Source organism: Nonomuraea jiangxiensis, from assembly GCF_900099965.1.
Lineage (GTDB): Bacteria > Actinomycetota > Actinomycetes > Streptosporangiales > Streptosporangiaceae > Nonomuraea > Nonomuraea jiangxiensis.
Genome location: NZ_FNDJ01000002.1, coordinates 703,183 through 709,432, shown reverse-complemented (window position 1 = coordinate 709,432; position 6,250 = coordinate 703,183). Strand labels below are relative to the sequence as shown.

At 75.4% G+C, this 6,250-nt stretch carries 2 protein-coding genes; one reads left to right on the top strand and one right to left on the bottom strand.

All coding sequences use genetic code 11. From position 1 onward, the window contains the following. The coding region (locus BLS95_RS06425) for a tetratricopeptide repeat protein (RefSeq protein ID WP_143043604.1) at positions 1 to 5,673 on the bottom strand (5,673 nt) is incomplete at its 3' end. 131 nt (positions 5,674 to 5,804) lie between these two features. Here BLS95_RS06425 and BLS95_RS06420 point away from each other — a divergent pair. Continuing rightward, positions 5,805 to 6,209, top strand: coding sequence for a nitroreductase family deazaflavin-dependent oxidoreductase (locus BLS95_RS06420; RefSeq protein WP_090929885.1), 405 nt, complete (start codon positions 5,805 to 5,807; stop codon positions 6,207 to 6,209). Positions 6,210 to 6,250 lie beyond the last annotated feature (41 nt).

The window sequence follows — 6,250 nt, the reverse complement described above, 5'->3', positions numbered from 1 at the left end:
GGTGAGCAGGGCGTCCGGAGCGGGTGCGGGGGTGAGCAGGGCGTCCGGAGCGGGTGCGGGGGTGAGCAGGGCGTCCGGAGCGGGTGCGGGGGTGACCAGGGCGTTCAGTTGGGCGTGGTCGGGTGGGGCGGCTCGGCGCAGGGTGACGTAGGCGGGGGCGAGGGGTTCCATGCGCTGCCACAGCGCGTCTAGGTCGGCCTGGGCCGTGTGGGCGCGCCGGATGAGTCCGGCGGCCTCGGCCGGGTCGCGGGTGTGGCGGGCGGCCGACTCCAGGGTCCGTACGGCGTCGAGCGCCTGTTGCTCTGCCTCCCGCAGGTCGAGGGGTACGCCGCTCGGGACGGGCGGGTGCCGGTCACCGAGCTGGGCGGCCAGGGTGTGGGCCTTGCTCCACTCGGCGTGCCGCCAGGCCGTCATTCCCCGGTCCAGGCGTACCGCGAGGGTGATCGCCCGGTCGCGGGCGGGGACGTGGCCCAGTTCGCCGGCGCGTTCGGCGTCGGCGAGCGCTCCCGGCAGGTCGCCGAGCGCCTCCGCGGCCAGGGAACGGTCGTGGTGGGCCAGCGCCAGGTCCGGCTCGTACCCGAGTTCCTGCAGTAGCTCGATGGCGGTCGACAGGCGGCGGCAGGCGTGGGCCTGGGCGTGGGTGAGGTCGAGGGCCCCGAGGCGGCCGAGTGCGAGCGCCTCCCCGGCGGTGTATCCGTTCTCCCTGGCCAGGGTCAGCGCCTCCGCCAGGTGGACCGTGGCGGGAGCCGGGTCCAGGAGGCGGGCGAGCATGATCAGGTCGAGAACGACCCCGCGGTGATGACCCTGGGTGCGGTCGAGGTCGAGAGCCCGTTCGGCGAGCGGGACGGCGTGCGGGTGTTCGCCGTGCAGGAGGTGGATCAGGGCGAGGTCGGCGTAGGCGGTCGCCAGGCCGGTACGGTCTCCTCGCTCCTCCATGAGGGAGATGGCCCGGGTGTAGCCGGTGGCCGCCGCGTCCAGTTCGCCCAGTTTGAGGTGGAGGGCGGCGCGGCCGATGAGCAGCGCGGACCGGTGGGCGCCCCAGATCCGGGGCTCGGCCAGGGACAGGCCCTCGTCGTAGGCGCGGGCGGCCTCGGCCCAGCGGGCCTCGTCGGTCAGGCTCCGGCCCAGCTCGGTGAGTACGCCGATGAGCTGGGCGGGGAGAATGGAGTCCGACCGGCGGGCCAGGTCGGCGGCCTTGGTGAGGTGCTCCACCGCCTCGCCGGGCCTGCCCAGCTCCCTGGCCGCCGTGCCGAGGTTGCGCAGATGCTCGATCGCACGCTCGTCACGCAATTCGTAACCGCGGGCCGCGTGTTCGTAGGCGGCGGTGAGGTCGCCCAGGGCGCGGCAGTAGGTCGAGAGCCTGGCCAGCAGGTATGACCGGTCGCCGGGGTCCAGAGAGCCAGGCCGAGTGGGGGTCCCGCCGGTGGTGCCGAGGGTGGAGTCGGCGGCGAGAGCCTGCTCGGCCACGGCGTGGCCAGTCGTCGGGGTCTGTTCGACCCGGGCATGGGCAGTGGTCGATGCCTCTTCAGCCACGGCGTCGGCGGCTGCCAGCGCCTGTTCGGCCACCATGCGGGCGGTGGCCGGGTCGCGGGCCGCTTCGGCTTCCGCCAGCCGCAGCCAGAGCTCCAGCCGCTCCGCCGGCTCGCCGCGCCCGCCCGTCCGGGCCGCCGCCAGTGCCTGCTCCAGGGTGGCCCGGCCCCGCGTCAGGTCGCCCATCGTGAGCTGGATGGACGCCAGGCGGGCCAGGAACGCGGCGTCCAGCCCGCTCGCCATCGCCGCCACCACCTCGAACGGCGCCCCCTCCAACCGCAGGAAGTCAGCCGCCCCGACCGCTCGTCCCGGGCGGACACCGACCTCCGCCGCCGCAGCAGTCGCGCCTCCAGGACCAACACCGGGCTCCGCGGCCGACCCCGATGCCCCGCCCGAGCCGACACCGCCCACTGCCGCCGATCGCGGCATCCCTCCAGGACCAACACCGGACCCCGCAGCCCTCCCCGGCACCCCGCCCGAGCCGACACCGCCCACTGCCGCCGATCGCGGCATCCCTCCAGGACCAACACCGGACCCCCCGGACCGCCCCGGCACCCCGTCCGAGCCGACACCGGACCCCGCGGCCGACCCCGGCGCCCCGCCTGGGCCGACACCGCCCGCTGCCGCCGGTGTCGGCGGTCCTCCCAGGGGTGTGGTCGGTGTGGTGCCGAGGACTTCGAGGCCCGCTTCGAGGGCCGCTCTGGCGCGGCGGAACTCGCCGCGTTCCTCCAGCGCGAACCCCAGCTTGATCGAGGCCAGCGCGGCGAGCCGGTCCTGGCCGCTGGTCCGGAACCCGGCCACCGCCAGCTCCAGCGAGGCCACCTGTGCCCGTAGCTCCCCGGTACGGGCGGCGAGCGCGGCCAGCCGGTCGCGTACGACGGCTTCCTTGAGCGGGTCGCCGGCCGCGGGACCCAGCGCCGAGCGCAGCCGTTCCGCCCCTGCCCGGAATTCTCCCAGCGCCACGTCCAGCGCCGCCCGCCCCAGCATGGCCGTGAGCAGCGCGTCCTGGTCCTCCGCGGCGGCGGCGAGCTCCAATGCCCGCTCCAGGTCGTCCATGGCCTCGTCGTGGTGCTCCAGGCCGGTCAGGCAGGCGGCCCGCATGGTCAGCGCCATCGCCTCCTTAGCGGGCGCCCGCAACCTGGCGAACCTCTCCCCCGCCGCCCCGAAATCCGCCAGCGCGCGCTCGGCCGCCCCCTCCGTGTAGGCGAGCACTCCCAGGTTGTAACGGACGGAGGCGGCTCCATCGGCGTCACCGAGGGCCTCGTACTCGCGTTCGGCCAGCTCGAAGGCGAGTCTGGCGGCGTCGGCGGCGCCGTGACGGCGGCGGCGTTGCGCGATGCGGTACCACTCGTCGGCGGGTTCCCTGGGCATCCCCCGGCGCCGCACGAGCTCCACCAGGCGGGTCTCGCAGGTGGCGGCCCGGGCGAGGTGGCCTCGGGCGGCCAGCCGCACGGCGTGCGCGTCGAGCGCCCGGCAGGCGTCCTCCCAAGCGCCGTAGGCCTCCAGCTCAAGGGCGCAGGCCACGATGCGTTCCCCGGCGGCGGTAAGGTCGCCCTGGTCGAGGGCCGCCTCGGCGGCGGGCACGAGGACGAGCGCGGCCGACCGGGTCTCGCCCAGCTCCAGGTAGAGGGCTCTGGCGCGGGCGGCGCAGGTCACCGCCCTGGCGGGGTCGCCCGCGGCCAGGCAGGCGTCGGCCGCCTCCGCCTGGTGGACGGCCTCCTCGGCGGCCAACCCGGCACTCTCACTGAGGGCGGCGGCGCGCAGGTGGTGCTCGACCGCGCCCGTGGCATCGCCGGTACGCAGCAGAACGCCGCCCACGCTGCCGAGTTGCCGCGCCTCGGACCCGGGGTCGGCGAGCGCGCGGTAGATCGCCGCCGACCGCCCGAACGCCTCCAGCGCCGCCTCGAACTCCCCGAGCTGAACGTGGTTCGCCCCGCGCAGGGACAGCACGTACGCCTGCCGCACCGACGACCCGGCAGCCGCCGCCCACGCCCGCTCCAAGACCCGCCCGGCCACCCGGTGGCGACCCAGCTCGGCCAGCCGCGAGGCCGCGTCGAGCAGGAAGTCCGCGGGCACCTCGGCGCCCCGCTCGGCGAACCGCAGCAGCTTGAACGCCACGTCGTCATCCGGCGTCTGCATCGCCAGTTCCGTGGCGGCCGCACCGAGCGGCTCACCCGGCGTCGTGGCAGCCCTGGTGACCGACTCACCAGGCAGCTCATCTGGTGGCACAGCAGGCAGCTCGTCTCGCGGCACGGCGGGCAGCTCATCTGGCGGAACGGCAGCCCCGGTGAGGGGATTCCCTAACGACGGTGCGGGGGTGGTCAGTGGCGTGGTGGGTGGCTCGTTCGAGGGCGTGGCGGGCTCGTCGGACGGCGGGGAAAAGGCGGTGAGCGTGTCACGCGGTGACGTGGCGGGTGGCTCGACCAGCGGTGGGGTGAGTGGGTCGTCCGCGGTGTCGAGGGCGGCGCCGATCTCGGACAGTACGACGGGGTCGCCGTCGGCGGCCAGTTTCAGTGCCTCCGCCAGATCGCGTGCGCCGGAATCGCCCGCCCCGCCCTGCGCCGAGAAGCGCGCCAGCAGCGCCCTGGCCAGCGCGCGCTGCGCGGGGACCCGGTCGCGGAAGTCCTTCGAGGCCAGCTCGGCGCCCCGGCGGGCGGCGGCCACGCCCTCGTCCAGGTCCTCGGCCCGCCGTACGGCGCCCTCCCGCAGGGCGCGCCACACCAGCACCTCCGCGATCAGCCCGTACGCCTCCACCTGGACCGCCGCCCGGCCACCGGCCGCCAGGGCCTCGCGCAGGACGGTGACGGCCTCGTCGGCGCCCCGGGCGGTCCGCTCCAGGTGGAGCGCCCGGCCAAGGAGCAGCAGGGCCCCGGCCCGGCCCGGATCCTGTTCGCCGTGCGCCGCCAGCGCCATGCGGGCGGCGGCGATCGGCTCCGCGGCGTCCCCGCCGGTCACGACGGCCCGCCTGAGCAGTGCGTTCGTCAGGCCGGTGAGCAGCCCGGCGAGCTCGGGATGGCCGGGCGGCGCGAGCTCGGCCGCCTCGCGCATGGCCTCGACCGCGGTCTCCAGGTCGGCCAGCGCCCCGGTGACGCCGTAGCGCCGCCAGCGCCGCTCGCCCAGCAGGACCAGCCGGACCACCGGGTCGGCGCCCAGCCCCCGCGCCGTCTCGTCGGGCGTGAGGTGCAGGGCCTGCAGCATCTCCGTCGCCGCTTCCAGCGAGTGCTCGTTGCCGCTGACGACGTACCATTCGACCAGCCCGGCCGCGTACGGGGCCAGCACGCCGGGATGCGCCCACTGCCCGTGCCAGAAGTCCAGCGCGCACTGCCCCACCCTGATGAACGCCAGCAGGTCGCCGTCCGCGCACGACGCGGCCGCCCGCGCCTGGGTGAGGTCGACCAGCGTCATCAGCGCCTGCGACCTGTCCTGGCTGTGGGGCGGGCTCCCGGCCGCCGCCAGGTACGCCCTGACCAGCTCCTCGTCGCCGGGCACCGCCATGGCGAGCGCCACGGCCAGCTCCCCGCCCTGGTCCTCCTCGGCCAGCGCCGCCCTGAACAGCACGTGCACCGCGTCGGCGACGACCTCCAGGTCCCCGGTGAGGCCGTACAGGCGTACCAGCCCGTCGCCCAGCAGCGACAGCGCGCCCGGCGCCCAGCCGGGGTCGGCGGCGCGCATGGACTCCTGCAGCAGCAGCCGGCCGAGCCGCTCGGCCGCCTCCACCGTCGGACGCGCCATCGCCCGCCGCACCAGGGCCTGTATGAGCAGCCCCACATGCCGGTACACGCCCGGGTCGACGTGCCCGAACACCTCCTCCACCAGCCCCGCCCAGGTGTCGGCCGTCTCCCCCGGCGGCACCCTGGAGCCGCGCAGCCTCTCCGGTAAGCGCCCGGGATCGACCACGGCCACGGCGGCGAAGAAGGCGCCCGCCACCGCGGCGTCCTGCGTGAGCTGCGGGTCGAGCCGGTAGCGGGCCAGGTGCAGGATCCCGATCAGCCGCCAGGTCGCGGCGTCGGACCGGTCACCGGCCAGCGCCAGCATCGCCTGCTCCGCCTCGGTCAGTGCGGCGGGGTCCCGGATGAGCTCGGGGTCCGCGGCCTGCTCGAACCGCTCGATGCGGGCGGCCAGTGCCTCGGCCGGATCGTTCATGGGCTCAGGCTCTCACCGGCGTGCGCCTCGCGTACAGGACCGCCGTCAGGTGTCAGCCCCCCGGACGGCGCTCCGGTGGGACCGACGCCCCCTGCCGGTGAGGTGGCGCGGCCTCTGGGTAGCTTGTCAGCATGCTCTATGGTCAAGAACACGTGCGGCGATACCAGGAAACCGACGGAGCGGAAGGACACGACTGGAACAACACCACCGTCCTGCTCCTCACCACCAAGGGACGTAAGTCAGGCAGGCCCTACACCACGCCGCTCATCTACCAGCGGCACGGGGACGACTATGTGGTCGTGGCCTCCAAGGGCGGCGATCCGTCGCATCCGCAGTGGTACGAGAACCTGCGGGCCGACCCCGAGGTGGGCGTGCAGGTGCTGGGCGATCGGTTCCAGGCCCGCGCCCGTACGGCCTCCGACGAGGAGAAGCCCGAGCTGTGGCGGCTGATGACCAGTACCTGGCCCGACTACGACGAATACCAGACGAAGACCGATCGCCCGATCCCGGTGGTCGTGCTCGAACGCCTCGGCTAGCGGCGGCCCTGGGTGACCGGGCGTTCCCCGCGGGGGCCGCC

What these genes read in the sequence shown, in the direction of transcription:
- BLS95_RS06420 (WP_090929885.1), top strand. Translation starts at nt 5,805, where the DNA reads ATGCTCTATGGTCAAGAACACGTGCGGCGATACCAGGAAACCGACGGA.